Source organism: Paraburkholderia sp. UCT31 (genome assembly GCF_014397655.1).
GTDB lineage: Bacteria > Pseudomonadota > Gammaproteobacteria > Burkholderiales > Burkholderiaceae > Paraburkholderia > Paraburkholderia tuberum.
In genome coordinates this window covers 230,860-257,247 of sequence record NZ_VZQP01000004.1, presented here as the reverse complement: position 1 = coordinate 257,247, position 26,388 = coordinate 230,860, and the positions used below count along the sequence as shown (strand labels likewise).

General features: G+C 63.3%; 25 protein-coding genes and 1 pseudogene. 16 read left to right on the top strand and 10 right to left on the bottom strand.

The genetic code is table 11. From position 1 onward, the window contains the following. The first annotated feature begins 132 nt into the window (after positions 1–132). Together F6X40_RS04680 and F6X40_RS04675 are read left to right on the top strand one after the other, a co-directional pair. Positions 133–1,503 carry a dicarboxylate/amino acid:cation symporter gene (locus tag F6X40_RS04680; RefSeq protein ID WP_184069615.1) on the top strand — a complete coding sequence of 457 codons (1,371 nt, stop codon included), beginning with the start codon at positions 133–135 and terminating at the stop codon, positions 1,501–1,503. Positions 1,504–1,564: 61 nt separating this feature from the next. Next, positions 1,565–3,112, top strand: a complete 1,548-nt coding sequence (locus F6X40_RS04675) for a methyl-accepting chemotaxis protein (RefSeq protein ID WP_187626991.1) — start codon at positions 1,565–1,567, stop codon at positions 3,110–3,112. Between the two features lie 34 nt (positions 3,113–3,146). Here the strand turns inward: F6X40_RS04675 and F6X40_RS04670 are convergent, their stop codons facing one another. The 4 genes from F6X40_RS04670 to F6X40_RS04655 form a co-directional block, all read right to left on the bottom strand. Next, positions 3,147–4,670, bottom strand: a complete 1,524-nt coding sequence (locus F6X40_RS04670; RefSeq protein ID WP_187626976.1) for an ATP-binding cassette domain-containing protein — start codon at positions 4,668–4,670, stop codon at positions 3,147–3,149. Then, entirely contained in the window at positions 4,667–5,593 is a 927-nt protein-coding gene (locus F6X40_RS04665) for a branched-chain amino acid ABC transporter permease (RefSeq protein WP_184024032.1), read from the bottom strand. The genes F6X40_RS04670 and F6X40_RS04665 overlap by 4 nt, the downstream gene beginning before the upstream one ends. A gap of 23 nt (positions 5,594–5,616) precedes the next feature. Next, the gene (locus F6X40_RS04660) at positions 5,617–6,492 is read right to left on the bottom strand and encodes a branched-chain amino acid ABC transporter permease (RefSeq protein ID WP_184069609.1); all 876 of its coding nucleotides are present in this window, start codon (positions 6,490–6,492) and stop codon (positions 5,617–5,619) included. A gap of 91 nt (positions 6,493–6,583) precedes the next feature. Next, complete coding sequence (locus F6X40_RS04655) at positions 6,584–7,849, bottom strand: ABC transporter substrate-binding protein (RefSeq protein ID WP_187626990.1); 1,266 nt, start codon at positions 7,847–7,849, stop codon at positions 6,584–6,586. Between the two features lie 569 nt (positions 7,850–8,418). On the opposite strand from F6X40_RS04655, the gene F6X40_RS04650 reads away from it, so the two are divergent. The 7 genes from F6X40_RS04650 (at position 8,419) to F6X40_RS42130 (ending at position 15,577) form a co-directional block, all read left to right on the top strand. After that, on the top strand, positions 8,419–9,675 hold the full coding sequence (locus F6X40_RS04650; RefSeq protein WP_184069604.1) for an ABC transporter substrate-binding protein: 1,257 nt from the start codon (positions 8,419–8,421) through the stop codon (positions 9,673–9,675). 40 nt (positions 9,676–9,715) lie between these two features. Further along, the gene (locus tag F6X40_RS04645) at positions 9,716–10,585 is read left to right on the top strand and encodes a carbohydrate ABC transporter permease (RefSeq protein WP_187626975.1); all 870 of its coding nucleotides are present in this window, start codon (positions 9,716–9,718) and stop codon (positions 10,583–10,585) included. Beyond that, positions 10,585–11,436, top strand: coding sequence for a carbohydrate ABC transporter permease (locus tag F6X40_RS04640; RefSeq protein ID WP_187626974.1), 852 nt, complete (start codon positions 10,585–10,587; stop codon positions 11,434–11,436). The genes F6X40_RS04645 and F6X40_RS04640 overlap by 1 nt, the downstream gene beginning before the upstream one ends. Before the next feature lie 57 nt (positions 11,437–11,493). Continuing rightward, the gene (locus F6X40_RS04635) at positions 11,494–12,378 is read left to right on the top strand and encodes a phosphatidylinositol-specific phospholipase C (RefSeq protein ID WP_410452384.1); all 885 of its coding nucleotides are present in this window, start codon (positions 11,494–11,496) and stop codon (positions 12,376–12,378) included. A 1,449-nt stretch (positions 12,379–13,827) separates the two neighbouring features. After that, the gene (gene phbB / locus F6X40_RS04630) at positions 13,828–14,571 is read left to right on the top strand and encodes an acetoacetyl-CoA reductase (protein ID WP_187626972.1); all 744 of its coding nucleotides are present in this window, start codon (positions 13,828–13,830) and stop codon (positions 14,569–14,571) included. 303 nt (positions 14,572–14,874) lie between these two features. Continuing rightward, positions 14,875–15,141, top strand: coding sequence for a hypothetical protein (locus F6X40_RS04625; protein ID WP_184024008.1), 267 nt, complete (start codon positions 14,875–14,877; stop codon positions 15,139–15,141). 181 nt (positions 15,142–15,322) lie between these two features. Beyond that, entirely contained in the window at positions 15,323–15,577 is a 255-nt protein-coding gene (locus tag F6X40_RS42130) for a hypothetical protein (protein ID WP_090810919.1), read from the top strand. Positions 15,578–15,696: 119 nt separating this feature from the next. On the opposite strand, the gene F6X40_RS04620 is transcribed toward F6X40_RS42130, so the two are convergent. Continuing rightward, positions 15,697–16,074 carry a DUF3022 domain-containing protein gene (locus F6X40_RS04620; protein WP_187626971.1) on the bottom strand — a complete coding sequence of 126 codons (378 nt, stop codon included), beginning with the start codon at positions 16,072–16,074 and terminating at the stop codon, positions 15,697–15,699. Between the two features lie 540 nt (positions 16,075–16,614). On the opposite strand from F6X40_RS04620, the pseudogene F6X40_RS04610 reads away from it, so the two are divergent. Beyond that, positions 16,615–17,079: pseudogene (locus F6X40_RS04610) on the top strand (ABC transporter ATP-binding protein); the annotation flags it as partial. A gap of 42 nt (positions 17,080–17,121) precedes the next feature. Here F6X40_RS04610 and F6X40_RS04605 read toward each other — a convergent pair. Beyond that, positions 17,122–17,985, bottom strand: coding sequence for an alpha/beta fold hydrolase (locus F6X40_RS04605; protein ID WP_187626989.1), 864 nt, complete (start codon positions 17,983–17,985; stop codon positions 17,122–17,124). A gap of 108 nt (positions 17,986–18,093) precedes the next feature. Between F6X40_RS04605 and F6X40_RS04600 the strand changes: the two genes are divergently transcribed. Continuing rightward, positions 18,094–18,945, top strand: a complete 852-nt coding sequence (locus F6X40_RS04600; RefSeq protein ID WP_187626970.1) for a LysR substrate-binding domain-containing protein — start codon at positions 18,094–18,096, stop codon at positions 18,943–18,945. Between the two features lie 128 nt (positions 18,946–19,073). Here the strand turns inward: F6X40_RS04600 and F6X40_RS04595 are convergent, their stop codons facing one another. Further along, positions 19,074–20,204, bottom strand: coding sequence for an MBL fold metallo-hydrolase (locus F6X40_RS04595; RefSeq protein WP_187626969.1), 1,131 nt, complete (start codon positions 20,202–20,204; stop codon positions 19,074–19,076). 84 nt (positions 20,205–20,288) lie between these two features. On the opposite strand from F6X40_RS04595, the gene F6X40_RS04590 reads away from it, so the two are divergent. From F6X40_RS04590 to F6X40_RS04575, 4 genes are all read left to right on the top strand, one after another. After that, positions 20,289–20,903, top strand: coding sequence for a TetR/AcrR family transcriptional regulator (locus tag F6X40_RS04590; protein ID WP_187626968.1), 615 nt, complete (start codon positions 20,289–20,291; stop codon positions 20,901–20,903). A gap of 250 nt (positions 20,904–21,153) precedes the next feature. Further along, positions 21,154–21,528, top strand: a complete 375-nt coding sequence (locus F6X40_RS04585; RefSeq protein ID WP_184067907.1) for a hypothetical protein — start codon at positions 21,154–21,156, stop codon at positions 21,526–21,528. Between the two features lie 4 nt (positions 21,529–21,532). Beyond that, positions 21,533–21,880 carry a hypothetical protein gene (locus F6X40_RS04580; RefSeq protein WP_187626967.1) on the top strand — a complete coding sequence of 116 codons (348 nt, stop codon included), beginning with the start codon at positions 21,533–21,535 and terminating at the stop codon, positions 21,878–21,880. Between the two features lie 23 nt (positions 21,881–21,903). Further along, positions 21,904–22,395 carry a lytic transglycosylase domain-containing protein gene (locus F6X40_RS04575; protein WP_187626966.1) on the top strand — a complete coding sequence of 164 codons (492 nt, stop codon included), beginning with the start codon at positions 21,904–21,906 and terminating at the stop codon, positions 22,393–22,395. Positions 22,396–22,469: 74 nt separating this feature from the next. On the opposite strand, the gene F6X40_RS04570 is transcribed toward F6X40_RS04575, so the two are convergent. The 3 genes from F6X40_RS04570 to F6X40_RS04560 form a co-directional block, all read right to left on the bottom strand. Beyond that, entirely contained in the window at positions 22,470–23,738 is a 1,269-nt protein-coding gene (locus F6X40_RS04570) for an RNA polymerase sigma factor (protein WP_187626965.1), read from the bottom strand. Next, a complete protein-coding gene (locus tag F6X40_RS04565) occupies positions 23,735–24,103 on the bottom strand; it encodes a YciI family protein (protein ID WP_018422516.1) in 369 nt (122 codons plus the stop codon). Before F6X40_RS04565 ends, F6X40_RS04570 begins: the two co-directional genes overlap by 4 nt. Positions 24,104–24,388: 285 nt before the next feature. Then, a complete protein-coding gene (locus tag F6X40_RS04560; RefSeq protein ID WP_262421366.1) occupies positions 24,389–25,447 on the bottom strand; it encodes a LysR family transcriptional regulator in 1,059 nt (352 codons plus the stop codon). Between F6X40_RS04560 and F6X40_RS04555 the strand changes: the two genes are divergently transcribed. After that, positions 25,422–26,366: an alpha/beta hydrolase fold domain-containing protein gene (locus tag F6X40_RS04555; RefSeq protein WP_187626964.1), complete on the top strand. Its 945-nt coding sequence runs from the start codon at positions 25,422–25,424 to the stop codon at positions 26,364–26,366. The two genes, F6X40_RS04560 and F6X40_RS04555, sit on opposite strands and share 26 nt — an antisense overlap. Positions 26,367–26,388: the final 22 nt, after the last annotated feature.

Below are 26,388 nucleotides of genomic sequence, written 5' to 3'. Positions count from 1 at the left end.
CCCCGGCAGATTCCATCAGGGCCAGCGGATCACCATCCGCACCACAGGCCGGATATAAGTCTGCAACCTCATCCTGTCCGTCACACACCGAATATCACCTGGCAAACCGGGAGGCGTCCATATAAGACAGACATGCCAGTATCGAAAGTAAGAAGAGCACTTTCCAAGCTGTACGTTCAGGTCCTCATCGGGATCGTGGCCGGTGTCCTGCTCGGCCACTTCTACCCCGAGCTCGCCTCGCAGATGAAACCGCTGGGCGACCTGTTCATCAAGCTGATCCGGATGCTGCTTGCACCGATCATCTTTGCATCGGTCGTGGTCGGGATTGCGCGCATGAACGACCTTCATCAAGCGGGCCGGGTTGGCGTGAAAGCCCTCCTGTATTTCGAACTGGCGTCGACCATTGCGCTCATAGCGGGAATGGTGGTCGTCAATGTCATCAAACCCGGCAGCGGAATGAACATCGATCCCTCGCAGATCGATGCCGCTGCGATTTCGACCTACACGCACGCGGCGCAGCAACATGGCATGCTCGACTTCTTCATGAGCATCGTTCCGAATAGCATCGTCGGGGCATTCGCCAAAGGCGAGATGCTTCCCATCATTTTCTTTTCAGTCCTGCTCGCCATCTCACTGGCAAAGCTCGGCCCTCGTGCCGCGCCATTCGTCGACATGCTCGACATGTTCCTTCAAGGAATGTTCGGCGTCGTGCGAATCGTCATGTACGTTGCTCCGATCGGCGCGTTCGGGGGCATGGCCTTCACCATCGGCAAATACGGCATCGGCACCCTGGCATCGTTCGGCGAGTTGATGCTTTGTCTGTATCTGACTTCGTTCTTCTTCGTGTTCGTCGTGCTCGGCCTCGTCATGAAAATGTGCGGGCTATCGCTGTGGAAGTTTCTCCGCTACATCAGGGACGAGATTCTGATTACGCTCGGCACGGCGTCGACGGAAGCGGTGTTGCCGCAAATGCTGATCAAGATGGAAGCGCTGGGCTGCCCTCGCCCAGTGGTCGGCATGGTCTTGCCTACCGGCTACACGTTCAATGCCGATGGAACGGCGATTTATCTGACGATGGCGGCCTTGTTCATCGCCCAGGCGATGAACGTCCACCTGAGCATCTGGGACCAGTTGCTCGTGCTCGGCGTACTGCTGCTCACGTCGAAGGGCTCTGCGGGTGTGGCCGGGGCGGGATTCGTCGCACTGGCCGCGACGCTCGCCTCGATGCACAAGATTCCCGTGGAAGGCCTCGTGCTGCTGCTCGGCGTGGACCGCTTTCTCAACGAGGCGCGCGCAGTCACGAACCTGATCGGCAATGGCGTTGCCACCGTCGTCGTCGCTCGCTGGGAGGGGCAACTCGACAGGAAGCTGGCGCGCGCGGTGCTGGATCGCGACCATACGCCTCACTTCCACACACCTGGTCCTGCCGCGCAACCGGCGATCCCGCCGGCACCGACGACCGAAGCCGCCGCGGTTCTCGACGGCTCGCCGAATCATCGCTAGAACTGAACTTTTCCGGGTGGGTGCCGTTAATGCAGAGATATCTCACTCCACCGAATTCAGCATGAAACTGACCATCAAGTTCCGTCTTCTCGCCACACTCACCTTGCTCGGGATCCTGCTGACGGTGAACGGCGTGCTGGGGATCGCCGGCATGCGTGGTTCAAACCATGCCGTTGCGCAGGCGTACACGAACGACGTGGCTGCCGCTACCGCGCTCGGCAGGTCCAACCTGAACCTGACGGTAGTGCGTACCACGCTCGACCGCGTGCTGCTGCACCCGGAAGCAGCGGACAGAGCCGCGCTCATCGATAAGGCGCGCAACTATCTTGCGGTCTCCGACAAGGCCTGGAAAGAGTACCGCGCACTGCCCGTTTCCGAGGCCGAGGCGGCCTTGTCGAAGGCCGTGGCCGACGCCCGTGAAGCGATGCTGCATGGCGGACTCGAGCCGATGATGGACGCGCTGAGCCGTGGCGACCATGAAGCCGCCGACCACGATGCGATGGTCGTGATGCCACCGCTGTCGGCGGCTCTCACGCAGAAAACCGCGGCTCTGGACAAGTTTCGCAACGAGCAGGGCAATGTGCGTTACAAGACGGCACAGGACCAGTATGACACCCTCGTGACAATTACCGGAATCGCGATCGCCGTCGGTCTTCTGACCTGCGTCACCTGCGGTTTCACGCTGCTTCGCGCAATCGCGCGCCCGATCGATATGACGGTGCGCCATGTCGAGCGACTCGCTCAGGGTGACATGTCGCAGCAATTGCGCTTCGACAGTGATGACGAAATGGGTCGCCTCGTCAGAAGCGTCGGGCAGATGCAGAAGGACATCGGCACGATGATCGAACAGATCGCGCGCGGCAGCGAGTCGATCGCATCCGCGACCCAGCAGATCTCGGCCGGCAACGCGGACCTGTCGGCGCGCACCGAGACGCAGGCGGCGTCCATCGAGGAAACGGCGGCGAGCATGGAGCAACTCACCAATGCCGTCACGGAGAACGCCGCGCACGCGCGTGAAGCGCGCGAGCTGGCCGACGCGACGAAGGCGACGGCCGGTGCGGGTGCGGACGTGGTGCGTCAGGTCATCGCCGCGATGAGCGAGATTCACGACGGTGCGAAGAGGATGGGCGAGATCATTGGCGTGATCGAAGGCATCGCCTTTCAAACCAACATCCTTGCGTTGAATGCGGCTGTCGAGGCTGCTCGCGCCGGAGAGGAAGGACGTGGCTTTGCCGTCGTCGCTGGCGAGGTGCGCAATCTCGCCCAGCGCTCAGCGACCGCGGCGAAGGAAATCAAGGAGCTCATCGACGCCTCGACGGCCCGCGTCGCGGACGGTTCGCGCCTGGTCGGTCGGGCCGGTGAGACCATGGGCGAAGTACAGACGGCCGTCAGCCGCGTCACGTCGATCATGAGCGACATCGCAACGGCCTCGGCCGAACAGAGCGATGGCATCGAGGAAGTCAATCGGGCGATTACGCAGATGGACCAGATGTCGCAGCAAAATGCCGCGCTGGTCGAGCAGGCAGCCGCCGCGGCCGCGTCCCTGACCGAGCAGACCGGTCTGTTGACGAAGGTGGCGGGTCGATTTCGCTTTGCTTCCCTGTCCTGATGCCGCGCTACGGGCTCGCCTGCCGCTGCTGGCCTTAGCTGCGCGCGTCGCCGGAGGTCGTGGCGTCGGGCTCACCGGCAGGCGCTGCCTCGAGAAAGCCGCGCCCCATCTCAGCCTCGAAGCGCGAAGCGCTGCCCTCCCAGATGATGCGTGCATGTTCGAGCACGTAGACACGGTCCGCCTGCGGCAGCGCAAACCTGACGTTCTGCTCGCCCAGCAGTACGGTAATGGGCGTGGACTTTTGCAGCGAATCCAGCGCTTTCGACAATTGCTCGAGAATCACGGGCGCGAGCCCCAATGTCGGTTCGTCGAGAATCAGCAGCTTCGGCCGGGTCATCAGCGCGCGCGCGATCGCGAGCATTTGCTGCTCGCCGCCGGAAAGCGTGCGCGCGGTTTGGCCCTGGCGCGATTTGAGGATCGGAAAGAGATCGAACAGCCACGACAGCTGTTTGGCGCGCGCCGTATTGGCGAGATGATATCCGCCGAGTTCGAGATTCTCGCGTACCGTCATGTCGCCGAATAGCTCGCGCGTTTCCGGGCATTGCACGAGGCCGGCGCGCGAGATCACGGCACCGCTGCTGCCGCGCAGATCGCGCCCGTCGAAGCGAATCGTCCCCTTGTACGGCACGAGGCCCGAGAGCGCGTTGAAAAGCGTCGTCTTGCCCGCACCGTTCAGACCGACAACCGATACGAACTCGCCCTCGCGCACCTGCAGACTGACGTCGTCGAGTGCGCACGCCTTGTCGTAAAGCACACGCACACCGGTCACCTCGAGGATCGTGGGCCTGGCAATGCCCGCGGCTCCGGTGCGCTGGCGCAACTCCAGCTTGCTGCCCAGATAGACCCGGCGAACTGTCTCGTTCTGCATCACTTGTTCGGCGGTGCCCTCGGCGACATGCTCGCCAAGGTACATCGCGAGCACGCGGTCGGCGAGCGCGGACAGACTTTTGACGTTGTGATCGACCAGCAGCACCGCGCGGCCTTCGGCGCGAAAGCCGCGAATCAGCTCGGAGAACGCCTCCGATTCCGCCACCGTCAGTCCCGCGAACGGCTCGTCCACCAGCACGACCCGCGGGTCGCGCGCAATCGCTTTGGCCATCTCCATGCGGCGCAGATCCGCAAATGGCAGTGTCGCGGGATGCCGATGCATGACGGCGGCAAGACCCACACGCGAGGCAATTTCCTGCGCGCGCTGCTGCACGTGCGGTTCGGCGGCCAGCTTGACGAGCGAATCAGGAAGCAGCGCGAGCTTGATGTGTTCCAGCACCGTCTGCCGATGGAGCGGCCGCGAATGCTGAAACACGATGCCCACGCCCGCGCGCGCGATCCGGTGCGGCGCCCAGCCGGCCATCTCCACGCCATTCACCTTGACCGACCCCGCGTTGGGCCGCTCGATGCCCATGATCAGCTTCATGACGGTGGACTTGCCCGAGCCGTTTGGTCCGATCAGGCCCAGAATCTCGCCGGGCCGGATGTCGAAGCCGATATCCCTGACGGCGACGAGACCGCCGAAGCGCTTGGTCAGTCCGCGTACGGAGAGCAGCGGCGTGTCGTTCATTGGCGCTCCCTCGCACGCAGCAGATTGCCGAGCAGACCGTCTGGAAAGAACAGCAGCGCCGCCAGTGCGACCGCCGCGACGACGAATGTGTTGAGCTGGCCGAGCGGGCGCAGAAACTCGCCGGCGACGATCAGGAAGATCGAGCCGAGCACCGCGCCGAGTATCGTGCGGCGTCCGCCGAGCACAGCCGCGATGATGATCTGTACTCCCACGCTGAGATCCACCACCGTGCTCACGGAGGCCGTGCCCTGGTAGAACACCAGCATCGCGCCGGCCACGCCGGAGAAAACGGCGCTGATGCAAAAGGCCACGAGCTTGTGTCGCGTGACATTGAAACCCAGCGCCTGCGCGCCGGTCGCGTCCTGGCCGCTTGCCTGCAGGATCAGACCGACTGCCGAACGCGACAGGCCGAACAGCAGGACGGCGCAAACGATCAGGAATGCGAGCGCGATCCAGTAGTTATGGCTCGCATCGACCGACATCACGTCCGGCACCATCATGCCGATCTCGCCGCCAGTTATGCCCGCAAAGATCACGATGGCGTTCTGCAGCAGCAGCACGGCCACGAGCGTAACCAGCCCGAAGTAAGGACCCCGCAACCGCAGCGCGGGCACCGCCAGCAGCAGGCCGCCCACCAGCGCGACGCCGCCGCCAGCGAGCACGCAAACGGGTATGGGCAGACCCCATCTGGCGTCGAGGATCGCGGCCGAATAGGCGCCGAGTCCGATCAGGAACGTCGGCCCGAAGTTGACCTCGCCGGCAAAGCCGAACAACAGGTCCCACGACATGGCGAACACGCCGAAGTAATACGCAACCGTGAGCACGCCGAGGATGTAGCCCGAAAGCCACCACGGCAACGTCGCCGCCATCGCGACGAGCGCAACGGCGATCCATGCGCCACGCGAACGGAGAAGAACGGACATGGGGGTACGCTCCATTCGCACTGTTAGCGGCGTCCCAGGAAGCCCTGGGGTCTTACATACACCACGAGCACCAGCAGCAGCAACGCGGGCAGCGGCCGCAGGGTCGGCGCGATCAGATAGGCCGTAACGGTTTCCAGATAACCGACGACATACGCGGCCATCAGCGAACCGGACACGCTGCCGAGCCCGCCCAGCACCACAATGGAGAATGCGCCGGCCGTGAGCTGCCCTGCATTGTTGGTGCTCACGCCGAGGAACGAAGCGAGCAGCACGCCCGCGATACCGGCCAGCACCCCATAGATGCTCCACGCGAGAAGATAGATTCGGGAGAGTTCGAAACCGAGCAGCGTGAGACCACGAGGGTTCATCGAAGCCGCGAGCAGCGCCTTGCCTGCGCGCGTGCGGTTCACGAACAGCCACAACATGGCGATCACGACCCAGCAGACCACCGCGATCATGATTTCGTTGAACGGCACGCGCACGCTGCCGACCATCGCCACACCGCTGATCAGCGGGCGCATCGTCACCGGGTTGTCGGTGAAGAGCCACGCCATGCCCTGCTGGATCATGATGCCCCACAGCAGCGTGCCGGTGAGCACGAAGATTTCCTTCTCTTCGCCGGGAATCGCGGCCGAGCGTTGAATGGGCCGCACCACCATCAGGTAGGTGACGAAGGCCGTCACGAGACCCGCCAACACGCCGAGCAGCGTGCCGAGATAGGTGCCAAGTCCCGCCTCGCCCGCGAGCATCCAGCCCATCAGCGCCGCGACCAGCATCACGCCGCCGTGCGCGAGATTCAAGATGCCGGAGACGCCGAAGATCAACGTGAAACCGATCGCGCCCAGCGCGTAGAGGGAACTGATTGCAAAGCCGTCGACGAGAATCTGCAGTAGCAACATGCCCGGCCTTTCATGTTGGTTAGGGTGTCGATGCGTGCGCTGTCCGGGCCTTCGCTACGCGCGGGTCCGGACAGTCGCGATCGTCGCGCTGCTAGTTCGCGCTTGCCTGCTGCACCTTCATGAAGGTCGGGAATTTGACCACGCCGTTGGCAATCGACCTGGGCCAGATCGCAACCTGCTTGCCGTTTTGCCATTGCAGGTCGATGCCCGTGATATAGCCGGGCCCGTACTTCAGCGCGTGCGTGAACTGATCGCTCTTGCCGTAGAACTGCCAGCGTCCGATCGTCCCCACGTAGTCGGTTTTCTCGAGTGCGTCGACCATCTGGTCCGGATCGGTCGAGCCCTTGTTGCGCTTGATCGCGTCCGCGAGGATGTAGACGAGGTCGTAGCTCGTGAAGCCGCAATACGCCGGAGAAACGCCGAACTTCTTCTGATACTCATCCGTAAAAGGTACCGTTTTCGGCGTGATCGCCACGCCCGGCGCCGCGGCCGAGGCCGTGATCACGCCTTCCGTCGCGCCGTTCGTGTCCTTCCAGAAGCTCGTGGTCGTGGCCTGCGAGCTTTGGCCCGACATCGGGATCGGCACCTGCTGGTCGTGCCATTGCACGGTCGGCTGCACGCCAACGTGGCTGATGCCGGTGGTGATCGTGTCGGGGTGCTTCGCCTCGATCTGGTTGAAGATCGGCGTGAAATCGGAAGTGTCAGGATTGAAGCGGATGTGATCGAGCACCTGAAGTCCCGCTTTGGGCAGGCATTCGAGGTAGCGTTCGTCGAGCGGCTTGGTCCACGCCGCGTCCTCGCTCATGACGACCGTCGTTTTCATCTTGAACTGGCCGACCAGAACGTCGTGTGAGAAGTCGCAGATGGACTGTGCGATGAACGCCGACGTCATCCAGCCGTGGAACGTGTACTTGTAGTGGTCGTAGTCGTCGTGAACGTGCTTCGAAATGTCGTTGCTAGCCGCGCCGGGAGTGATGAAGGGCATCTTCAGGCGTCCCGACCACGGCTCCATCGCGAGCGCCACTTCGCTGATGTAGCTGCCGATCACAGCGACTACCTTGTCCTGAGTCGCCGCGCGCTGGAAGGCGCGCACGCCGTCCGAAGCCGATGAATGGTCGTCGTACGCGACGATCTGGATGGGCCGGCCATCGACGCCACCGCCGCCGTTGATCTGGTCCGCGGCGAGTTGCGCCGCCTTGCTGATCGAAGCGCCCGCCACCGAGGATTCTTCGCTGATCACGCCGATCTTGATCGGCTCTGCCGCCGCATGGGCGCCTGCCGCCAGACCTAGCCCCGCCGCTGCCATCCCCGTCGCGACGACGCAATGAAGGTTTCGCCACACATTGTTCCTGGACATCATGCATCTCCGATTCGAAAGGATCGTTGAGCAACACTTGCCCGCCACATTGCAGCATTTGAAGAATGCGCACACAACAATATTCACGGGCCTCGCAGCGCTCAATCGGTACAAACGATGACCGGGTCCCTACGGATTTCATGGTGCAGAGCGGAAAAAATTTTGCCGCCCGCGCCGCCGGACGCGGTTTGTCCATCGTGAGAGCGATGGCTATGGACCGCGAGATTAGCGGCCTTCATCCTCTCGCTCATTCGTGATCCGAAGCATTGTGGCCGCATCGCTTTGCGGGGTTGGTGCGGCGGTTCAATGGACCAACCCGCGCCATGATCAGCTGAGGGCGGTCGCGGCGCGGAAACGGACCACGCGGCAAGTGTGCCTGCGTGCGGGTCCGAACACTACCCGGCAACCCTGCTTGTTGACACATGTACGTCATGATAGGTTGCTGCAATTCCCGCTGCCGCATCTGGCATCTATTTTTCGCAACGCTGCGCGCGATCAAAAAAAAGCGGGGTGGGTTGCTCTGGACTCATCGTACGCACACGCCTTTCCCCTGGAGGAATTCAAGAGCCATGGCTTCAATGATCCAGCGGACGACCCTGTTCGCCTGCCTGCGCGCGGCTTGCGTCGCGGCTTGCCTGTCCGTCGCCGCCCTTGGTGCCCATGCCGCGGATCTCGTGATCGCGGGCCGGGACGACATCTACGGCCGCGGACTCGCGCAGGCGGTGGACGGCTACAAGAAACAGCACCCGGGCGTCGATATCGAGTTGCTGAAGCTGCCGAACAACGACCTGTATCAGAAACTGAAGCTGTCATTACGCGAAAACACGCGCGCCTATGACCTGGTGATGATGGACGACACCTGGTCCCCCGAATTCATCGCCAACGGATGGCTTCAGCCGCTGCCCGCCACGCTCGCCGATGCCGACATGGTGACGTCCACGATCTCCCTCGGACGCACGTCGACCGGAACCTTGTACGCGATGCCGATCGTCGGCAATGTCGAGATGTTCGCTTATCGCAAGGATCTGCTCGCGAGTCGCGGCCTGCAGCCGCCGCGCAGTTGGGACGACGTGCTGAAGATCGCGCAGACCATCGGCACTGCCGACAAGGACGTCTCGGCTGTCGTGTTTCGCGGCGTGAAGGGTAACCCCGTCGTCACCGGGTTTCTGCCGATCCTTTGGGCCTATGGCGGAGAAGTCGTCGACACCAACGGCAAGGTCACGATCGATTCGCCCGAAGCGCTGGCCGCGCTGAAGATGCTGCTCGCCCTGAAGAAGTGGGCGCCGAAGGACGTCGACGTATATGGCGCCGGTGAAGTGCGAGACGCCCTGCAAGGCGGCACGGCCGCGCAGGCCATCGAAGTGTGGCCCGCCTGGCTGCCCGCGCTCGACGATCCGGCGAAGTCGCGCGTCGTCGGCCAGGTCGCGCTGCAACCGCCGCCCGGTCAGGTCAAAGGGCCGGCGCCGATGCTCGGCATCTGGCAAATGGGTATTGCGAAAGATGCGGCACATGCGAAAGTGGCGGCGGATTTCCTCGCCTATCTGACTTCGTCGGCCACGCAAACACAACTGGCCGTGCTCGGCATTCCGCCGACGCGCAAGAGCGTTTTCGTCAATCCGACGCTCGTCAAGCAGTATCGCTGGTACCCGGACCAGCTGAAGGCGCTCGAAGCGGGCCGTGCGCGGCCTCGCGTGAAAGACTGGCAGCAGATCGAGGCGATTCTCGGCGACGCGTTGCAACTCGCGCTGACGGGGCAGGCCGCGCCCGACGCAGCCTTGCATCAGGCGGCGCAGAAGATCGCCCAGGCCAACGCCGCATTGCAGTGAAAGCGGCGGTGACAGCGCAGACAAGCGTGGGAAAGAGTCGATGAGCGGGTTGCGACGTTATCTGCCGCTGATCGTCCTGATGAGCCCAGCCGCCCTCGTGCTCGGCGTGCTGGCGCTCTACCCGATGGCGCGCGTGCTGATCGATTCGTTTTTCTCGGTGAATTACGCGTCGGGGCATCGCTCGTTCATCGGGCTCGCCAACTATCGATCGGTCATTGCGGACGGCGAGTTCGGCACGAGTTTCGTCAATACGATCCAGTTCATGAGCGTGGCCTCGCTCGCTGAAGTCCTGTTCGGCCTCGCGCTCGCGCTGCTGTTCGTGCGCGGGTTTCCGGGCCGGCGCATCGCCTTGCCGCTCGCCGTGCTGCCGATGATGCTCTCCACGCTCGTGTGCTCCGCCATCTGGCGCAATTGGCTCAATTACCGCGGCTTCCTGAATGCGCTGCTCACGGCGGCAGGTCTGCCGGCGGTGCCCTGGTTATCCGATCCGCACCTCGCGCTCTGGTCGCTGATGTTGGTCGATGTCTGGCAATGGACGCCGATGGCATTCCTGATCATTCTCGCGGGGCTGCAGTCGATTCCGCCGGAAATCGCCGAGGCGGCCCGCACCGACGGCGCGAACGAATGGCAGTGCCTCCGATACATCACGCTGCCGCTCGTTGCACCCCACGTCGCCCTCGCGATGCTGCTGCGCTCGATCGACACCTTCAAGCTGTTCGACAAGGTGTACGCATTGACGGGCGGCGGTCCGGGCAATGCCACGCAAACGCTGTCGACGTACATCTACGACACGGGTTTCCGGTTCTTCAACGTAGGACCCGCCAGCGCGGCTTCGGTACTGATGCTGCTCACGTGCGCGGTGCTGGTCTCGGGATACATATGGAAATCGGCCGTCAAGCGCGACCGTTGATGCCTCTCGCACGCTTGCAGGGTTTCGCGCGACGCTCGTCCGCTGCCGCGGTGCGAGGGCTGTTGCGGATCGCTGCGCTGGCGGTGTTGCTGCTGCCGTGCATATGGATGGCTGGCGCGGCCTTCACGCCGACGCTGGAACGCCTCGCCCATCCGCTCGCGTTGTGGCCTTCGGCGCCCACGTTCGAGCATTTCGCGGCGGTGTGGCAAAGCGGCATGGCCCAGTCGGTGCTGAACTCCGTGTGGGTCGCGCCAGGCGTCACGTTGCTCGCGCTCGCGCTGGCTTTTCCGGCCGCTTATGCCCTCGCGCGGCTTGCGTTTCCCGCGCGCCTCGATCTGCTGTTCCTGCTGCTCGTGCTGGCACTGAAGCTGATGCCGCCGATTACGGTGGCCGTACCGCTGTTCTCGCTGGCCAAGTGGCTCCATCTGCTCGATTCGCTGTTTGGGCTGATACTCGCCTATCAGCTGTACGCCCTGCCGATGGCGATCTGGATGTTGCTGCCGTTCGTGCGCGACGTGCCGATCGAATTCGAGGAGGCCGCGGCGCTCGACGGCGCGAACCTCGCGCAGCGCATCGTCTTCATCGTCGTGCCGCTGTGCGCGCCAGGTCTCGTTGCCACCGCCATCTTCGTGTTCATCATCGCGTGGAACGAGTTTCTGCTGGCGCTGTTGTTCGTCTCGTCGCCGAGTCATTTCACGCTGCCGCTCGCCATGGCGGGTTATGTGACCGAGAACGGCATCGACTGGGGCGAACTGATGAGCGCGGGGCTGATTTCGTCGGTGCCGACGCTTCTGCTCGCGGGCTATGTGCAGCGCTATCTGCTGCAGGGCTTTTCGGGCGGGTTGAAGTAGGGGGCTCCGACTTCACGCCGCCGCTGCAGCAGACGCTTTGCTTATCCAGAGGTTCTCTTGCGCCCTGCCCTGACTGATCACACCGTTTCGCCGGCTGACTGGATGTCGGCCATCGATGGCAGCCGCTTGCTGTCCGCACTGACCTTGCCGGGCAGCCATGACACCTGCGCCTACACGGTCGATGACCGGCTCGCGCGCACGCAGCATGCCACGCTCGACGATCAGTTGCACCATGGCGTGCGGGTCCTCGACATCCGCTGCCGCCATGAGCATGATCGCTTCGCGATTCATCACGGCGGCATCTCGCTGGGTCTGACTTTCGACGATGTGGTGCGGACATGCGCTCAGTTTCTCGCGCTTCACCGCAGCGAATGTATCGTCATGTCCGTCAAGGACGAATGGCCCGCGCGCGACTGCGCCCGCGCGTTTGCCGCGACCTTCGAATGGTATGTGGAAAGACATGCGGAGGTGCGCTGGCGGCTTGCTTCCGGGCGGCCGCGGCTGGAGGCGGTACGCGGGAGCATCGTGCTACTGCGGCGCTTCGCGAGTGAAGAGCCGCTCGGCATCGACCTGACAGTCTGGCCCGACAATGCGACGTTCGAGATCGACGTCGTGCCGACGCCATTCACCATTCAGGACGAGTTTCGCGTGCCGGTGCCGACATCGATCGCTTACAAATGGCGCGCCATCGATTCACTGTTGAACCTCGCCCCCGCTCTGTGCGGCGAGCGGTGGGTCATCAACTTTTGCAGCGGCACGGGGATGGCGGCGGCACCGGTCGTCGTGGCGTGTGGCGATACACGGCATCGCGGCATTCACGAGCAACTTGCGGAGCGACTCGCGGCTCGTCCGGAACCAGGCGGCACAATGATGCTCGACTTTTGCGACTGGCAGGACTGGCGCCTCGTTGATGCGTTGATCGACTGCAACTGGAGCCGATAAGGTTTCGCTGCGGGTATGACGTTGCCCGCGAACGTCAGCGTGGTTCCTTGTTTGCCTGAGGCTGCCGCGGTGGCGGTTTCGATTCTTGTCCGCGTTGCGCCGGTTCACGCGTACAGGCGTCCGGCGGCGTGACATAAGGAACGTCGTCGCGGCAACACGCATAGATCGGAAACCCATACGCGTTCGTGCCGACGATGGTCGTTGGCCCGTGCAGCGGGCACACCGCCTTCATGGCGCCCCCTTGAAACTCATCGATCAATCGCTTCCATCTTACGCTCGCGTGCGAACGGTGTTCCATGTGCGCCTGCATTGCCCTTCGAAACCCGGTCCCGTTCACCGCCGCCGCCACGCATTCGCTATGCGTGCCGCGCCGCAGCGTTCGCCCTTCTCTACAGCACGCGCCGCGGACGAGCGACGCTGCCTGGGCAGCCGCCCCCTCGTGCAGCGAGCCGGCCGGGCCCAGGCGGGAGTGTCTGACAGGGTCGGCTGAATTGTCCTTTTCTTGCATAATATGCAACGATGCATCCGGTGGTGCTCACTGCAGTGTCCTGTCATTTCGGCCATTTTCTTGACATTGTTGGGGTGCTCTGCGAAGCAATCGGGGAGCGCACTCATCATCGCTGGCCATTCGCGTCCTTCGTTCGGACGTTCAAACGTCGACTTAGCTCGACTACGCCCCTGACAGCCGACCTTTCTGGATAGGGTATTCACCTAGCCCTTCTTCTCAAAAATTTAACATTTCGAAGTTAGAATTAACCTTCTAAATTCGATTGTTATGTCATTTCATGATAGTTGAAATAGAGGGCGAAGCATCTGGTCAGTGGCACGGCAGGACTGACGAGGGTTATGGCCAACCGGTCGGCCGCGACCCGATGATGGACACCGTGTCGTCATTCGACTGTTGAATACCGACGATCAGAAGTGCGATCCGGGCCGAACTGGTTTTGTGGTGTTTATTTAGTCTTACTTATAACACTTTTGCTCCGGAATCCTCTGCGACCGACATTCAGCACATTCATTGCGCATGTCGTCTCCGGGGCAAGCGGGTTCGAATTCAAAATTCAGGGAGAAGCAATGAAAGACCTTTCGTCCGAAGTTTTGCTGAAATTCTGCCGAACGAATGCGTCGATTTTTCTTTCGCTCGCCAGCGAAGCGTTTGAAGGGCACAGAAACTCGCCGCCCTGAACCGGCAGGCGAGAAACACCATTCGGGGCATCTGGAATCTTTGAGCAGTGCGCCGGCGCGGCATATCGCCGCGAGCTGACGCACCCGGCTCCATTCGCGCAATACCACAAGCCTGTAAAAACCCGCGCAGTTCAATCAATGCCGCAGCCGTTCCTCCCTCGACGCTGGAGGCGGCAGCGCATTGTGGCAAAGCGATGGCGGGTATGCGAGACGGCCATTGGGTATTCACGATCCTCGCAGACGTTACGATCACGGATGGAAAGGATGACGAAACGAATCGTAGTAGTAACGGGCGGCATGGGCGGCCTTGGAGAAGCGATCAGTACGAAACTGCACGACGTAGGGTATGCGGTGGTAGTCACGCACTCGCCGAACAACACCGGTGCGGACAAATGGCTGGCTGACATGGAAACTCAGGGCCGGAGCTTCCGCGCTTACCCGGTCGATGTGGCCGACTACGACTCATGCCAGCGTTGCGCGGACAAGATTCGGGCGGAGGTCGGCCCGGTCGACATCCTGGTCAACAACGCGGGGATCACCCAGGACATGACTCTCAGGAAGATGGACAAGGTGAACTGGGATGCGGTCATTCGCACGAACCTCGATTCGGTCTTCAACATGACCAAGCCGCTGTGCGAAGAGATGGTCGCACGAGGCTGGGGGCGCATCGTCAATATTTCGTCTGTCAACGGTTCAAAAGGCTCGGTCGGCCAGACCAACTACGCCGCGGCCAAGGCCGGCATGCACGGCTTCACCAAGTCGCTAGCACTGGAAGTGGCACGCAAAGGGGTCACCGTCAACACGATTTCGCCGGGCTACCTGGCCACCAGGATGGTCACCGCGATTCCACAGGAGATCCTCGATACGAAGGTCCTGCCGCATATCCCAATGGGCCGTCTCGGCAAGCCCGAGGAAGTCGCGGCGCTCGTGCTCTATCTCTGCTCGGACGATGCCGGCTTCGTGACCGGCTCCAATATCGCGATCAACGGCGGCCAGCACATGCAGTAACGCGACACACCGCGCCGGTACGCCCCGGAACATCGGACGAAACGGCGTGAACCATTCACGCAACACCGCTGTGCTTCCATGAGAGGAACGTGTCATGAGTGAGACCTGGATGGGCCTGATTATTGGGGGCTCGTCCCTCGGCATCGCAATGCTGATGGTGATTGATCACTATCGCCGTGAGCGCAGACGGGCACGACTGCTACGACATCTGGATCAACATGAGTGGTGGCATCAACCGCGCGGGCGAATGTAGGTGCATCGTTCGTGCCAGTAACAAATCAGATACATCGAGAGGGCTGAAGAATGACACCGGAAACCACCGGACAACTAAAGGCCACAGGCCATCAGATTACGGTTCGTGCGAGGCGCGGCTGCATGCGGGTCGCCGCAGTGTGGCAGGTATTGATGCCGGTCGCGGATGCCATCGAGGACGTACGGATTACGAGCAACCGTAAACGTGACGTCGAAGACATGACGATCGCGTTTGCCGACAGGCTCTCCGGATCGCTGCACACCGTTCTCAGGCAGTTCGAGACGATGCCGTGGGTGGCCGCCGCGGAGCTTTGCTGAACGCCGGGGCCGTGCCGCTTGCAATGGGTCGCGTCGCCACGCGACCCCGCGCGCGTCATGCTACCTGGCCCGCCAGGTAGCTGGCGGGTGCGCGCCGCGCATGGATTGTTTGGCACGAACCGGCCAATTGAAGTCGGACGTATACGACCGGACCCAGCCGCTCACCGCCTGAGAGAAGTGGATGAAAACAACAATCAAGAAAGGGCCTCCGGACAGGGAGAGCCCCTATACACCCCTGACCGCTGGAGATGCGATTTCCCATCTCGAACGGATCCTGTCCTCCGATGGCGCGGATTCGTTGTTCAGCCGGACCTACTGGCGCGCGCGTGTTCAGCAGGTGAGCGCTACTCAAGGACTGACTCCGCAGCAGCAGGCAAGGCTCGTGAAGTTGCTCGAGTCGCTCCCGCCCCCGGTCCCGAGCGAAGAATCGTGCTAGGGCCTGTTCACTTTTCGACCTCGCTACATCGTGGAGATTCGGGCGCAACTCGATTGGCAGGCGGCCGCCGGCTCGGACAGCCAATCGCCAAGCCGCGGACGTACGCGGTCCGCGATGGATCAGAGCTGATCGTCGACATCCAGCAGCCGATCCTCCACATGCAGGTCTTCGGCGCACTCTCCCCGCAAGGGCAACTCACCGCCTTCCGCTCGGAGTCGATCGCGGACCATTTGGCAGAGGCGTTCGCGCACGAGGATACGTTGTGCCGTGTCCATCTGCGCGTAACGCTGAATCTGCGAATCCGAAAAGTGGAGTGTGAGCACGCATCGCGCATCCAGCGTCGTGTCGCCATGTGACTCGACGACCCAGGAGGCCTGGATGAAGAACGTCCGGCCGTCGTCGTAGCTGCTGATCGCGGGCGCCTTCGGCGACTCGAATAGCGTGGAAAGAGCCAGTTCGATTTCTTCGACGCGCTGGTTCAGATCGATGTCTTTCATTGAAAGTCCTCCTTGTGGTCGAGGGCCCGGTTGCGTGGCATCGGGCGTCGTCGTGACCGCGGGTTCGCTCGACGCTCTGCCCGAGTCACCAGCTGGCACGACGGCGCTCGCGGGTCCGCACTATGCGTGCCGGCTTTGCGCCTGGCCCCGCCGAATTGATGAATCGATGAATACGCGAGCAAGAACTGTGTCCGGCTGCCTCTGGCCGCCCAATGAAGAGGCAGCGTGCTTCGGCTGAAGCCGTCGAAATCGCTGGCGCGTCCCGAAGTGGGCGCGCGGCTCGTGAAGCAAAGCGCGGACTACGACCGTGCCGTCGAACAGATCGTCGGGTTGCAAGCCGAAGGCCTCCGTAGTCAGGCTATCCAAACCCTGAACGAGGAGCTGCTGACGATCTACATCGGTTACACGGCGACACTCGAGGACATCAACCAGTTTCAGGTCACCGGGACAACGAAGGCCACCGCCGCCATCACGGACATCGCCCAGAAGAGCTGTTTGATATTGGCCTGCCTGGGCGCGGCGGTCCTTGCCATGAGCGTTGGTTTCGGCTGGGTGATCACACGCAGCATCACACGCCCGCTCGCGGAAGCCTCGCTGACGGTCGAAGAGAACCTGACGTCGATCGCCGTGTCCGGTCCGTGGGATCTGGCTCGCATCTACCGGATGTTCCCGCGCCTGCAGGAGCGCCGCGCCAATATGGGCAACCAGCTCTCCGGCGGCGAGCAGCAGATGTTGGCCATCGGCCGCGCGCTGATGCTCAATCCCAAGGTGCTGCTGCTCGACGAGCCGCTCGAGGGCCTCGCGCCGATTATCGTGCAGGACTTGATGCGCATCCTCTCGGAGATCATCCGCGAAGGCCTCTCAGTGATTCTGGTCGAGCAGAACGCGCGCAAGGCGCTGGGCATCACGCACAACGCCGTGGTGCTCGAGCGCGGCTCGGTCGTTCATTCGAGTACGGCGGCCGAGTTGCTGGCCCAGGATCACAAGATCGATACCTTGCTGGCCGGGAAAACCAGCGTGCACGCCGGAGCACTGCCGCCAACCGGGCTACGCCGCGAAAGTCGCTACCGCCCTGTTGAACGCATCCGGTCTCGCGACATTCATCCCATGCGACGCACCGTCGATCGTTTCGCGTTCGGCAAACCCGATCCACCGTTCGAGCTTGTCGACCGTATTGCGGAACATACGGGGACTTTTCTGGCCGTCGATCAACAACGTACGGCACTTGATATCGCGCGCGGCTTCCGGCGTATAGGCGGGAAGCGGATCGAGCAACTGCTTTGGCAGCGTGAGCGCGTTGTCGAGCGCCATACGACGAAAGCTCTCCGGGCTTTTGTTCCAGAACCCCGGCATGCTCACCGAGTCGACGAACATCGACAAGCCGGCGTCGAACTCGCCCCGCTCGATCAGTTCCGCGACCCGTGCGCGCAACACGTTGGTCGCCGGCGGCATGAACGCGGGCTGCCCCCTCGGTTCGGTTTGCAGCGGGCCGCCGGGATCGGCTAGCGTCAGCGTTTTCACGAGGCGCGGAAATTCGCGCGCGAGATGGAAAGCCACGCACCCACCCCGCGAGTGACCGACCAGATGAACGGGAGCAAGGTCGAGCGCCGTGATGAATCCGGCAATTTCCTCGACGTGCGCCTCCCAACTGAAGTCGCTGTGTCCAAATGCATCGATCTCGGGCCAGTAATGGCTCAAGCTCGGCGCGAAGCAGCGAAACCGGCCCGACAGGGAGGCCATCTGGGCGTCCCAATAGCGATAGTCGCAAAGCGAGCCGTGCACGAACACCATCGGCTCGCCGCGCCCGGACTCGACATACGGTATCGCAAGACTCGATGCGGTGGTCACAAACGATGGCGCGGACGCGCCAAAGGCCGAGGCCAGAATCGATGGGCTGGTACGTGCATTCATCACAGGGCTCCTTTGGCGCCACTATCGAGGGTGTGCTCGCAAAAGAAAATCGCATAATATTGATGGAATCGATCTACTTTTCTGATATCAACCATCATGGCAACGGAAATGAAAGCGCTTGATCTGGACGTGCTGTCCATGATCATCGCGGTCGCGGACGCCGGCACGATCAGTCGCGCGGCGCAGGTCGTGCATCGTTCGCAATCGGCGGTGAGCATGCAGATCAAGACGCTCGAGACGGCGCTCGGCAAGGCGCTTTTCGTGCGCAAGCCTCGCAGCGTGGTGCCGACGCAGGACGGCGAAATGCTGTTGACCTACGCGCGACGGATGGTCGCCCTGCGCGACGAAGCGTGGGCAGCGGTGGTACGGCCCGACGTGACCGGACGCGTGGTGATCGGCGTGCCTGACGACTATGCGACGTCACTGTTCCCGCCGATCCTCAAGAAATTTTCGGCGACCTATCCGAAGGTGGAGATTCAGGTAGTGGGCCTGCCAAGCGTCGCTCTCGAGCCCATGTTGAAGGACGGCACGGTCGATCTCGTCTGCGCGACGCGCGTGAAAGGATTGCACGGCGAGTTCCTGCGTCACGAACCGATGGTCTGGGCCGCCGCGCCAGGCGCGACCGAGATCTGGCGTGAAAGGCCCTTGCCCATCGCCGTGTTTTTGCCCGGCAGCGTCGCGCGGGAGAAAGCCATCCGGAGCCTGGAGCGCGCGCGCATCACCTATCGAACCTCGTATGAAAGTCCGAGTCTGCTGGGTCTGCTGACGATGGCCGAGGCCGGACTCGCGGTGACTCCTTTGGCCAAGTGCGCGGTACCGGCTCACTTCTCGCTGCTGGGAACCGCGAACGGCCTGCCGGAAATCGGCACGCTTGAAGTCGTGCTGGCGCGAAGTGCCGCTTCGAAACGGCCTGTGTGCGATTTTCTCGCGGAACGCATTCTCGCCGACCTGAAGAATTAACCCGCAGATCGACGGTTGCGGGCGTCATGCGGACCGGCCGTCCAAATACGGCCGGACGATTCAGGCCAGCAATCAGCACTTGTGACGGATGCCGACCACCGCCGAAAAACGTGGCCGTGCCAACGATCTCAGGACGACTCCCCTTCCCGAACTCCACGCGACGCGCACATCCGCCACGACGCCTTCGGCGCAGCGACGGTTTGCGCAACGTCGCGCCACCAGCGTTCGCCGCGATGCACCGCGGTCAGATCGAGCCGCTCGCCCATGCGCGGTGTCGACAGCGCGACGCCGCGCGCGAGCGCCAGCCCCGTCACCCTTTCGAACGGCTCCTGCCAGCGATGCATCGCGAGGTCGAAGGTGCCGTTATGGATCGGCACGAGCCAGCGGCCGCGCAGGTCGATATGCGCCTGCACGGTTTCTTCGGGCTGCATATGGACGTATGGCCACATCGCGTCGTACGCGCCGGTCTCGATCAACGTGACGTCGAATGGTCCGAGGCGCTCGCCGATCGCGCTGAAACCCTCGAAGTAACCGGTGTCGCCGCTGAAAAACACGCGCAAATCGTGATCGACGATCACCCACGACGCCCACAACGTCCGGTTGCCGTCGAACAGGCTGCGCCCGGAGAAGTGCTGCGCGGGCGTCGCGGTGAACTCGATGCCCTCGAGCTCCGTGCCCTGCCACCAGTCGAACTGCCGAACCTTTGCCGCGTCGATACCCCATTCGATGAGCCGGTCGCCGACCCCAAGCGGCGTCAAAAACACCTCGGTACGCTGCGCCAGTATCAGCACGGTTTCGCGGTCGAGATGGTCGTAGTGATCGTGCGACAGGATCACGCCGCGCAGCGGCGGCAAATCGTGGAGTGAGATCGGCGGCGCATGAAAGCGCTTCGGACCGAGATTGCGGAACGGAGACGCCCGCTCGGCGAACACGGGATCGGTCAGCCAGAACTTGCCGCGCAACTTCAGCAGCATCGTCGAATGACCGAGCCGGTACAGGCTGCGGTCGGGCGCCGCGTCGAGTTGCGCGCGCGTCAGCGTTTCGACCGGTAACGCGTCGGCCGGCACGGTGCCGCGCGGCTTGTTGAACAGCACCGTCCACGCGAGGCCGAGCGTTTTGCGCAGGCTTTCCGCCGGACGCGGCTTGACGTTGCGAAAGCGCTCGCCGTCATGCTGCGGCGAGAGGCTGAACCTCGCGCGGCTGCGTTGTGCGGCGTTCACGCCGAGCATTCGGCGGACCAGGGCGGGAAGCGACGTCATGAAGTTGACCTTCCGAAGAAAATGTACACTCGGCAGTGTAGATTATCTCAAAGAAAAGTAAACTGCTCAGTGTAAAATCGTTGGATGGAATCCTGTGCCCGCCCCCAACGTCTGACTGACCGAAAGCGCGTCGCGATCGTCGCTGCCGCGATCGAGGAATTCCTCGCGGCCGGCTACGACGCTACCAGCATGGACCGTATCGCCGCCCGCGCGAACGTCTCGAAGCGCACGGTCTATAACCATTTCCCGAGCAAGGAAGCACTTTTCGCGGCGATTCTCCATCAGCTGTGGGACGCGAGCCATGACGGCGATGCACCCTCTTATCGTGCTGACCAACCGTTGCGCGCGCAGTTGCTCGATCTGCTGAAGCGCAAGCTGCGGCTGCTTCACGACGAGTCCTTTTTGTCGCTTGCCCGGGTGGCGATCGCGGCTGGCATACATTCACCGGAGCGCGCGCGGGACATGGTCGCTCGCATGGGGGAACGCGAGGAGGATCTGACGGCGTGGGTCCGGGCGGCCGCCGCGGACGGCCGCATCAAGACCGATGACCCCGTCTTCGCGGCACTGCAGTTGCAGGGGCTCGTGAAGGCTTTTGCCTTCTGGCCGCAAGTGGCGATGGGGCAAGTGCCGCTCGATGCCAAGGAGCAGAAGCGCATCGCGGAGGCGGCGGCGGATATGTTTCTCGCGCGGTATGCGTGAGTCGGTTTGCCGGGTTGGGGCGTCACGTCGATGGCGTCCCGACGAGCCTACGCGTAGCAATCGCTGTGGCTGTACCCGACAGGGCAAGAAGTTCTTTGCTCGAAGACGGAGGGGCACGCAGCAACTTTCCGGGAAGCGGCGCCGCGAGAGCGAACTCTTTCTTTTTCGCAAACGTTTGCCGCCAGGTATCAAGTCTCAGCATCCCAAGCCGAAAACGCGTACATCGCTACGAAACTTTGGAGACCCCGACGTGACGCGCGTTGTGCTCTTACTTGCCGTAATGTTTGTAACAGGCTGCGCACAACTGCAGCAGCCCAATACGGCTCAAGCCGAGAAACCTGCGGTGTCGGACGTCATCATGAAGTTCGACATTCCCGCCGATGCACTCGGCGCGCGCGATCCGCAACTGACTACGGTCCTCGCCAAGGCGGGTGCGCTCGCTGCCGCGCAAAAGCAGCCCACTGTGATCCGCGTAACGGCGCTGGGCCAGGACTTCAAGTACATCAACCAGGCGATCTGGCGGGGCGTGCCGCAGCAGGGGCTCAAACCCACGCTCGAAAACCTTACGACCGGCGCGAACCAGACGTACAGCGTCTCGATCCAGCCGCTGCATGCGGGGAGCTGACACGATGCGCCTGATTGCTTTCGCCGCGGCATCGCTATGCTTAAGTTCGGCCACCTGGGCGGGCCAGCCCGCTGCCAGCGCGCCTGCAACTGCGGCCAGCACTGCCACCGCTGCCACCACAGCCTCTGCGGACAAGGTCTACCCGCCGCTGCCCACGCTCGCCATGCTGCCGCCCTCGACCGGCGACGACGACGACCTTTCCGCGCCGCGCTCGACGTCGCACAACAAGAAGAAGACGCACCAGCACGATTGCCGCTGCGCGATGCCGACGCCGCGCCTCGTCGTCTCCGATGCGTCGCGCACCTATCTCAAGGACATCGAGCGGCAGCTCGATTCCGCGCTGGCGCAGTAAAGCAGGGCCTGGAGCTCCGACCCGTGGACCAGCACAAGACCAACGCCTTCCGCCCTTTGCGGTCGTGGGCCATATGCGCCTGGGCGGCGCTGCTGGCGCTCGGCAATTCGGCCGCGCAAGCGGCCCCGTCCGCCGACGATTGCTTCGACAAGGCCGGCGCTTACCAGGGTGTCAATCCGCACGTGCTGCGCGCCGTGGCATGGCGCGAATCGAAAGGCGACGCGACCGCCATCAACCGCAACGCCAACGGTTCGATCGACGTGGGCCAATTGCAGATCAATTCGATCCACTTTCCGGAACTCGAGAGCCGGGGCATTCCGCACCGCGCGCTCACGGACCCGTGCGTGAATATCTTCGTGGCCGCCTGGCTGCTCAAGCAGAAGATGGTGCGATACGGCAACACATGGCGCGCAATCGGAGCGTATCACTCGGAATCGCCGCACGAGCGCGACGCCTACGCGCGCAGCATCCAGGCGATTCTCGTGAGCTGGGGGCTGTTGCAGCCGGAGCGGTGAGGTCTAGGCGCAGGCCTGTCGGGGCAAAGCCGCCATGCCCGACCTGACGAAGCAGGCAAACGCAACCCGCTCCGCTAACTGCTCGTCGATGCAAGCTCCATTCGCTTGCGCTGCAGAAACCGACGCACGGCCGGATCACGCTCAAGGCCGATTGCCAGATCGTACGCGTCGAGTGCTTGCGCAGCCGCGCCGGCGCGCGCGAGCAGATTGGCGCGTGCGGCCCAGTAGGGCTGGTAGTCGGCCAGCCGCGGGTCGTCCGCATACGGCGCAAGTGCGTCGAGCGCCGCCTGCGGGCCGTCGCGTTCGGCCACGGCAAGCGCACGGTTCACGGCGACCACCGGCGACGCCACAATGGCGAACAGCCCATCGTAGATCTGCACGATTTCGTCCCAGTTCGGGCGACGCGTCCGGCAGCGATCCACATGCGCCGACTGCAGCGCGGCCTCGAGCTGAAAGCGCCCGATTGCGTTGAGCGCGTTCGCGCGCCGCAGCAGTGCGTTCGCCGCGTCGATCATCGGCGCGTTCCACGTTGCAGGGTCCTGGGCCGACAGCGGCACGTAGTCGCCAGCCGCATCGCGTCGCGCATCACGTCGCGCCTGTGCAAACAGCATCAGCGCGAGCAGGCCCAACGTCTCCGGTTCGTCGGGAAGCAACTCGACGAGCAGTTGCGCGAGATACAGCGCCTCGTCCGCGAGGTCGCGTCGCTCGGTATCCCCGCCGACCGGGTCCGTCCAACCTTCCGCATACGCCGCATAGACCGCTTCGAGCACCGCGTCGAGCCGGCCCGGCAGCTCCTCGCGCTCGGGCACGCTGAACGGAATGCCCGCTTCGCGGATCTTGGTCTTCGCCCGCACGAGACGTTTGCTCATCGCGGCGGGCGACATCAGGAACGCCGACGCAATCGTCTTCGCTTCCAGCCCCAACACCACTTGCAGCATCAGCGGCGTCCGAATCGCGGCCTCTAGCGCAGGGTGCGTGCACGCGAACAGCAGCGCAAGCCGCCGGTCGGGCAACGCGCCTGCCTCACTCTCGTCGATCTCGTCGGCGAGGATCATCAGCTGGTTCGCCACGTCGTCGCCGACCTGGCGGCGACGCGCGCCGTCGATCGCCCGGCGGCGCGCAACCGTCATCAGCCACGCTTCAGGACTCGCGGGACAGCCGTGCTCCGGCCAGTCCGCGAGCGCGGCCGCGAATGCGTCGGCGAGCGCGTCCTCGGCTGCGGCGACGTCGCGCGTGCGCATTGCCAGCAGCGCGACGAGCTTGCCGTAGCTGCGGCGAGCGACCGCCTCGGCAATCGAACGCGCGGCGCCGTCATCGCCAGGGGCGCCGCCGGACGCACTCATGCAGTGGGTGCCTCGTAAGGGGCGGTCCAGACCGGGCGCACCTCCATGACGCCGTGCGCCGCGCCGGGACAACGCGACGCCCACGACATCGCCGCGTCGAGGTTCGGCACGTCGATCAGGTAGTAGCCGGCGAGTTGCTCCTTCGAATCGGAATACGGTCCATCGAGCACCTGCGGCTTGCCGTCGACGAGCCGCACCGTGGTAGCCGTGTTCGTGTGTTGCAGCCGGTTGGCCCCCACCAGAGCCCCCGCTTTCTTCAACGATTCGGTGTACGCGTGATAGGCGGCAACGCCTTGCTGCCGCTCGCTGTCGGTCATCTTGTTCCAGCCGTTTTCTTCCGAGTAGATCATCAACAGGTATTCCATTTGAGCCTCCGTCATGGGGTTGAGGCGGATGAATTGCATCGGCCGCCATCACAATGACGCGCGGGCCGCATGCTGACGGACAGGGGGGCGTCAAAAAAATCGCGGACGACCACCTGGGACCCACGCCGCATTGGAAAAAGACGCTTGGATCGCAGCCGGTTCGACCGTGTTTCGCCAAGCATTGTCGGACGGGCCAAGTGCCTTGTCGACCGGGGATTGGCTGCGGCGCGGTAAGGCCGGACCGCGATCCCTGTTCGGCATGATCCGGTGTCGGCGGAATACTCGCTAGGTCCTGACCGGGACAAAGGCCGGACCGGGATCAGACGTGAGAATTTCCGAAACGAAATCGATAAATGCGCGGGTCTTGGTCGGCAACCGTCGCCCGGCAGGATGAACGGCGTGGATGGGCATCGGCGCCGGCGCGAAATCCGGCAACAGGCTGACGACCGCACCGCTCGCGATCTCCGGCGCAAAGAGCCACGCCGGCGCTTGAACCAGTCCCATATGGGCGAGCACGGCAGCGCGAATCTGTTCCGCGTCGCCGGTGTGAAAATTGCCGGACGGAACGTGCAAGCCGGGACCGTCGACGTTTTCGAAGCGCCACGCCCGCGGCTCGCGAAGCGGCGCGAAAACGACGCAGGCATGTCGGGCGAGATCCTGTGGCCGTTCGGGGCGCCCGTGTTTTTCGAGGTAATCCGGCGTTGCGACGACAACGACTGGGCTCGATGCCAGCTGCCTTGCAATCATCGAAGAGTCGGCAAGCCGCCCGCTTTTGATCGAAAGGTCGAAACCCTCCTCGACCAGATTGACGGTTCGCTCCGTTGCCGACAGGTCCACGGACACGTTCGGATACCTGGCGAAAAATGCCGGCAGGCGCGGCACCACATACAGCCGGCCAAAAACCGGCGCCACGGTGACCCGGACCATCCCGGCTGGCGAAACCTGACCGCGCCCGACGGACGATTCGAGCTCCGTGAAATCGCCAATGATGCGCAAACCCGCTTCATAGACCGATTGTCCTGTCTCGGTCAGCGTCATGCTGCGCGACGTGCGCCTGACCAGTTGCGCGCCAAGATGGCGTTCGAGCGACGCGATCTGCTTGCTGACGGCGGGCTGGCCCACGCCTATTTCGCGCGCCGCCGCAGCGAAACTCCCGCTCTCGACGATGCGGACGAAAAGTTTGAGTGCATCCAGACGGTCCACTCCTTGCCTCCCAAAACTTCCAGAATGGAATTGATTGTATTCCGTTCGGCCTTCTTCTGGACGCTGGGCGGAATCGATATCGTCTGCCCATCGACCACCACTAACAAAGGAGCAAATGATGAGCGTCGTACAGCAGACCAACCTGATCGAGATGCGGCACCCCTTGCGTGACGACGACCGCGAGGCGGCGATATCGGTGCTCGACCGTACTCAGCGACTCTTTGCGGAATTCGGCGGAGCCTCGCGTGAGGCCTACGACGCGATGACGGCGCAAACGCCTATAGCGGATGGCGTCGATCTTGAAAGAGTCGAGAGCGCCGACGTAAAGGGTTGGTGGATTCGACCCGAATCCGCCGTGGCCGGCCGCGCGATCCTCTTTCTGCACGGAGGCGCGTTCGTACTCGGGTCTGCCACCGCTTATCGCGGCCTGGCGAGTCAGATCGCCGTGCGTGCCGGCATCGACACCTTCGTTCTCGACTATCCGCTTGCGCCCGAGCATCCGTTTCCCGCCGCATACGATGCCGTGATCGAAGCGTTGCGGTGGATGGCACGGTCAGGCATTCGCGACATCGCGCCGGTTGGCGACTCGGCAGGCGGCGGGCTCGCGCTTGCGGCGCTGGGCGCTGACGGAGGCCGGTCGATGAACGTTACTTGTGTGGCCACTTTTTCGCCGTGGCTCGATCTTGCGTTGACGGGCCCGTCGTCGCGCAGTGAGGAGACCCGCGACCCGGTCTTGACGCGGCCCATACTCGCCGATGCCGCCGCCGCGTACCTTGGGTCAGCCGATCCCGCGGACCGACGCGCGTCGCCGCTGTACCACGTTCCCGCACATCTGCCGCCGATCGCCATTCAGGTCGGTACGGATGAACTGCTGCTCGACGACGCCCGGCGCTACGCGGCTGCCGCTGCGCAGCGGGGAAACACGGTGCAGTTGGAAATCTACGAGGGACTCCATCACGTGTTCCAGCGCTCGACCGACGAGCTTGCAAGCGCCCGATACGCGTTGGACCAGGTCGCGGGGTTTGTCTTGCGATGCGGATCGGCTATCGCCAGTCCCTGAGCTCGGACCTCGACTCGAACGC

Bases quoted from the DNA above. Each gene is read 5' to 3' on its own strand.
- F6X40_RS04680 (WP_184069615.1), top strand. From the start codon at position 133: ATGCCAGTATCGAAAGTAAGAAGAGCACTTTCCAAGCTGTACGTTCAG.
- F6X40_RS04675 (WP_187626991.1), top strand. From the start codon at position 1,565: ATGAAACTGACCATCAAGTTCCGTCTTCTCGCCACACTCACCTTGCTC.
- F6X40_RS04670 (WP_187626976.1), bottom strand. From the start codon at position 4,670: ATGAACGACACGCCGCTGCTCTCCGTACGCGGACTGACCAAGCGCTTC.
- F6X40_RS04665 (WP_184024032.1), bottom strand. From the start codon at position 5,593: ATGTCCGTTCTTCTCCGTTCGCGTGGCGCATGGATCGCCGTTGCGCTC.
- F6X40_RS04660 (WP_184069609.1), bottom strand. From the start codon at position 6,492: ATGTTGCTACTGCAGATTCTCGTCGACGGCTTTGCAATCAGTTCCCTC.
- F6X40_RS04655 (WP_187626990.1), bottom strand. From the start codon at position 7,849: ATGTCCAGGAACAATGTGTGGCGAAACCTTCATTGCGTCGTCGCGACG.
- F6X40_RS04650 (WP_184069604.1), top strand. From the start codon at position 8,419: ATGGCTTCAATGATCCAGCGGACGACCCTGTTCGCCTGCCTGCGCGCG.
- F6X40_RS04645 (WP_187626975.1), top strand. From the start codon at position 9,716: ATGAGCGGGTTGCGACGTTATCTGCCGCTGATCGTCCTGATGAGCCCA.
- F6X40_RS04640 (WP_187626974.1), top strand. From the start codon at position 10,585: ATGCCTCTCGCACGCTTGCAGGGTTTCGCGCGACGCTCGTCCGCTGCC.
- phbB (WP_187626972.1), top strand. From the start codon at position 13,828: ATGACGAAACGAATCGTAGTAGTAACGGGCGGCATGGGCGGCCTTGGA.
- F6X40_RS04625 (WP_184024008.1), top strand. From the start codon at position 14,875: ATGACACCGGAAACCACCGGACAACTAAAGGCCACAGGCCATCAGATT.
- F6X40_RS42130 (WP_090810919.1), top strand. From the start codon at position 15,323: ATGAAAACAACAATCAAGAAAGGGCCTCCGGACAGGGAGAGCCCCTAT.
- F6X40_RS04620 (WP_187626971.1), bottom strand. From the start codon at position 16,074: ATGAAAGACATCGATCTGAACCAGCGCGTCGAAGAAATCGAACTGGCT.
- F6X40_RS04605 (WP_187626989.1), bottom strand. From the start codon at position 17,985: ATGAATGCACGTACCAGCCCATCGATTCTGGCCTCGGCCTTTGGCGCG.
- F6X40_RS04600 (WP_187626970.1), top strand. From the start codon at position 18,094: ATGAAAGCGCTTGATCTGGACGTGCTGTCCATGATCATCGCGGTCGCG.
- F6X40_RS04595 (WP_187626969.1), bottom strand. From the start codon at position 20,204: ATGACGTCGCTTCCCGCCCTGGTCCGCCGAATGCTCGGCGTGAACGCC.
- F6X40_RS04590 (WP_187626968.1), top strand. From the start codon at position 20,289: ATGGAATCCTGTGCCCGCCCCCAACGTCTGACTGACCGAAAGCGCGTC.
- F6X40_RS04580 (WP_187626967.1), top strand. From the start codon at position 21,533: ATGCGCCTGATTGCTTTCGCCGCGGCATCGCTATGCTTAAGTTCGGCC.
- F6X40_RS04570 (WP_187626965.1), bottom strand. From the start codon at position 23,738: ATGAGTGCGTCCGGCGGCGCCCCTGGCGATGACGGCGCCGCGCGTTCG.
- F6X40_RS04565 (WP_018422516.1), bottom strand. From the start codon at position 24,103: ATGGAATACCTGTTGATGATCTACTCGGAAGAAAACGGCTGGAACAAG.
- F6X40_RS04555 (WP_187626964.1), top strand. From the start codon at position 25,422: ATGATGAGCGTCGTACAGCAGACCAACCTGATCGAGATGCGGCACCCC.